Source organism: Pseudooceanicola endophyticus, assembly GCF_018760365.1.
GTDB lineage: Bacteria > Pseudomonadota > Alphaproteobacteria > Rhodobacterales > Rhodobacteraceae > Pseudooceanicola > Pseudooceanicola endophyticus.
This window is the reverse complement of the sequence record NZ_JAHIAB010000035.1, coordinates 1-4016: the sequence shown is the minus strand read 5'-3', so window position 1 is coordinate 4016 and position 4016 is coordinate 1. Positions and strand designations below refer to the sequence as shown.

Below are 4016 nucleotides of genomic sequence, written 5' to 3'. Positions count from 1 at the left end.
TGGGTTACGCCTCGGGGCAAATGGCGGAGTGGTAACCCGTGGGTTACCCCTGCCCTCCCCGGGACCGGGTAACCCGTGGGTTACGCCTCGGGGCAGATGGCGGACCGGGTAACCCGTGGGTTACCCCTGCCCTCCCCGGGACCGGGTAACCCGTGGGTTACGCCTCGGGGCAGATGGCGGGGTGGTAACCCGTGGGTTACGCCTCGGGGTAAATGGCGGACCGGGTAACCCGTGGGTTACGTGTCCCCCTCGTAGAGCACGGCCTCAAAGGCCTCGATGGCGCGTTCCAGCCGCAGCCTGTCCACCGAGGAGAAGTCGGTCCGGGACAGGATCCGGCACTCCCCACGCCGGGCGGTCACCTTGGAATCCCCGACGTGGAACTCGTACTTCACGCTCTTCTGGCGCTTCGGATCGCGTCCCGGCAGCACCGCGGGATCGGGATCCGCCACGAAGGCGGTCAGCAAGGCGGTCTGGGCCTCGGGGCTGCCGGCCTCGGTCAGCCGGGCCCGCAGGACTGCCGTGCGCCCCGGATCGGCCTGCAGGCTGCGCGCCACCTCGACCCCGAGGTTGCGCGAGACCGCCTTTGGAAAGCGCAGCGCCGGGCCGAGCTCGCTCAGCAGGAAGACGAAGCTGCGGATGTAGGAGCGTTTCATCTTGTGCAGCGAGGCATAGATCCGGCCCACCAGCGCCTCGGCATCGGTCTCTGCCAGCCCCTGGTCCCGGGCCGCCGCCAGCGCGACCTGGGCCATCTCGGCAAAGCTCAGGTCCTCGCGGATCACGTTCTCCTCGACCATGTCGATATAGAGGTCGATCCGGCTGACCTCGCCCTCGGTGACCCTGGCCACCACCGTACCGAAGGCCGGATCTCCGGTCTCCTGGTAGAGCTGGCGCAGCGCGGTCAGGCGGCGCCAGCCCTTCTTCAGCTGGTACCGGCCCGCCCCGGTGGCGAAGACCTCCACCGGCTCCTTCTGGCCCCGGGCCCGGATCGAGGCCTTGAGCTCCTCCATCTCGTCCGAGGCGGCCACCCCCTCCAGGTCCAGCCGGTCCCGGGGCAGGTCGTCCATGGCGATCCGGTCCACCGGGACCCGCACCATGACCAGACCCTCGCCCCGGGCCTGACGCCAGGCCTTGGCATCGGCGGCGTTCTGGCGGCGCTGCTCGACCAGGCTCTCGGTGCTCTCGTTGACGCTGTGGGCGGTCTCGCGCACGGCGGCCCCCATCGGACCGACATCGCGCCGCCGCTTGTTCAGATCGGTCTCCTCGATCGGACCGAACCCGAACTTGTTCTTGCCGCTCATGCCTCGACCTCCCGGGCCCGCGCCTTCCAGGCCCGCAGGACGCTGGTCTTGAACTCCTCGTAGGCGCCGTCGAAGCTCTGGCGGGCGCGCTTCCAGGTGTCCCGGGTCATCTGGCGATAGTCCTGCTCGTAGACCGACATCTGGAAGCGGCCCGACTGCTCGACCGCCCGGGTCATCTCGATCGGCTGCTTGCAGACATCGGCGCCGAAGACGTTCTGGAAGGCCTCGAGCATGGCGACATGCAGGGGGTTCGCGCTCTCGTAGCGGGTCATCAGCAGGCGCACGTCGTCGAAGCGCTTGGGCAGCTTGATCCCGGCATCCGCCGCCACCCGCGAGAAACCGTCGGAGATGTCGCCGAGCGCATCGCCGAGCTGGCCGAGGAAGCTGGTGGTGCTGTCGTATTCCCAGTAGCCGGGACCCGAGGGGATATAGAGGATGTCGGCGGCGAAGGCCGCGTTCAGCGACTGGTAGCCGATGGCCGGGGGGCAGTCGAAGATGACGATGTCGTACTGGTCGTCCGGCAGCTCGTCGAGGTAGCGGGCCATGCAGCCGAAGAAGCTCCAGGCCTTGTGGATCGAGCGGTACTGGGCGGAGGCGAATTCCACGAAGGCGGCATTGGCGCAGGAGGGGATGATGTCGATGGTCGGCCAGGCGGTCTTCTGGATGAAGTCCTGGGTCCGCTGGGCGCCGATCGACTGGACGTCGGCGGGCAGCTCGTCCGAGGTGGGGTAGGGGCAGTCGGCGGGATCGTCGTAGACCGCCGCGATCCGGTCGGCCTCCCGGCACAGGTCCCGGCACATGATGCCCCAGACGGTGTTCCACTCCTTCACCTCGACCAGCCCCATGGAATGGGTCAGCGTCGCCTGGGGGTCGAAGTCGACCACCAGCACCCGGTAGCCGTCGAGCGCCGCGGCATTGGCCAGGTGCTGGGCCACCACCGTCTTGCCGACGCCGCCCTTGAAGTTCGACACCGCCACCCGCATCGCCCGGCCCTTCGGGCGCTCCGGCAGCAGGGTCTTGCCCCGGAAGCGCAGCCGGCGGCGCAGCTCGTTGATGTCGGAAAGCGAGAACCAGCGCTGCCGGCCGTCCTCTTCCACCGCGCCCTGGGGCAGGGAGGGATCGTCGGCCAGCTTCTTGCGCAGGGTGTCGGCCGGGACATGGAACATGAACTGGCTGATCTCCCAGATCGAGAAGGGCCGCAGCACCTTCTCCTCGGCCGGAGAGAAGGTCGCACGCCGCACGGCGGCCTGCTGCGCAAGGCTCCTGTCGTTCATTCTCTGCAGGTCGGAGTGGTCACGCATGGTAGGCTCTCGTTTTCTGATTTTGAAATTTGGATAACGCGAAGTTGGAGAACTGCAAAATCCAAAAAATCGATTTTTGCGTTTTTCGAGATTTTGCGCGACATCTCGCGGTCGGAGCCGGCGCGGCGACAAATTTTATCCACAATTCGAAAAAGTTTTGGTGACACCGATTTTGATTTTCGGGCCATTGGGGTGACAAAACACGCTCGTTGTGGTGACACCCAGGGTGTCCCCCTTAACCTATAAACCTAATTTTCTTCGAAAATGGTTTAGGGTCACCGCCCCGTCCCGGGATCTTCTTCGTGTTGACAGAATACGGGATTTTGAGACAGTAGGGTGACTCGAGGAATCGGCATGGACCCCCGATCACAGCAAACAGGCAAACCCGGATCATGGATCTCAAGCGACATATCGGCCAGCAGGCCGGGGCTCAGAAATATGATCTCCTGACCGCCCTGTCGGTGCTGGGACTGCGCGGATCGCCGACGCAGCGGACCTCGATGCTGCGGCTTATCGCGCTGATCACGGCCCGGTACAACTGGCGGAACGACGAACTGACGGTGGGGCAGCGCGACATGGCCAAGCTCTGGCAGGTCGACGAACGCACCGTGAAGCGGGAAGTGAAGCGCCTGCTTGCCTCGGAGCTGCTGCTCCAGCTGCGACCCGGCCTGCGCGGCAAGGTCGCCGCCTACCGGCTGAACCAGGCCGAGATCCTGCGCCAGAGCGCCGGCAGCTGGCAGGATGTCGGCCCGGACTACGCCGCCCGCCTGGAGGCCCAGGCCAGCGCCCCCGAGGACGACACCATCGTCCGCGTCGATTTCGCCACCCGCAGCCTGGCGCCGGCCCCCGGTCCCATGACCCCCTGGGGCCAGGTCCTCGAACGGCTGCAGCTCTCGGATCCGGGCCTGTTCCGGAACTGGTATGCCGAGCTTGGCTTTGAAAGCGCCCAGGAGGGTACGCTGCGCCTGCGCGCGCCCTCGGCCTTCGTGGCCCAGTATGTCGATACCCATCATCTGCGACCGCTGCGCACCGCCGCAGAGACCGTCTACGGCCCGATCAGCCGCATCGTCTTCGTCTGAAAGGACAGCTGGAAGACGTGGCGCGGGGGCCGGCCTACCCGGCTTCGGACATCCCCCCGCTTTCCCCGGGATCACCCGTGCACCGACTCCCTGAAAAGGGCCGTGGAATCCGGCAAATCCCCCCCCAGGGAGCGGAAATTTGCCTCTGAACACCTATAATTCCTTATCAAAATCAGACACTTAAGGAATTAATGAAGATTTTTTCAATTTACCCGATTTTTCTGCTTGCGGGCGTTTGGTGTTATCCGTAGAACCCCCTTCACCGGCGGCGCTGAGGCGTTCGGCGGTTGAAATTCAGAGACATTGGTTGGGCGGGCGCGCCGTTGAGTAAAGGGCGC

The 4016-nt window shown here is 65.6% G+C and carries 3 protein-coding genes; 1 reads left to right on the top strand and 2 read right to left on the bottom strand.

Going from position 1 to position 4016, the window contains the following annotated elements; all coding sequences use genetic code 11:
* Positions 1-236: 236 nt before the first annotated feature.
* Entirely contained in the window at positions 237-1298 is a 1062-nt protein-coding gene (locus KM176_RS24665) for a ParB/RepB/Spo0J family partition protein (protein WP_160897245.1), read from the bottom strand.
* The gene (locus KM176_RS24660) at positions 1295-2599 is read right to left on the bottom strand and encodes an AAA family ATPase (protein WP_202398115.1); all 1305 of its coding nucleotides are present in this window, start codon (positions 2597-2599) and stop codon (positions 1295-1297) included. Before KM176_RS24660 ends, KM176_RS24665 begins: the two co-directional genes overlap by 4 nt.
* 392 nt (positions 2600-2991) lie before the next feature.
* Here KM176_RS24660 and KM176_RS24655 point away from each other — a divergent pair, with 392 nt between their 5' ends.
* Entirely contained in the window at positions 2992-3678 is a 687-nt protein-coding gene (locus KM176_RS24655) for a DnaA N-terminal domain-containing protein (RefSeq protein WP_160897246.1), read from the top strand.
* The last annotated feature ends 338 nt before the right edge of the window (positions 3679-4016 follow it).

Coding starts and splice junctions, on each gene's coding strand:
- KM176_RS24660 (WP_202398115.1), bottom strand. CDS start 2,599: ATGCGTGACCACTCCGACCTGCAGAGAATGAACGACAGGAGCCTTGCG.
- KM176_RS24665 (WP_160897245.1), bottom strand. CDS start 1,298: ATGAGCGGCAAGAACAAGTTCGGGTTCGGTCCGATCGAGGAGACCGAT.
- KM176_RS24655 (WP_160897246.1), top strand. CDS start 2,992: ATGGATCTCAAGCGACATATCGGCCAGCAGGCCGGGGCTCAGAAATAT.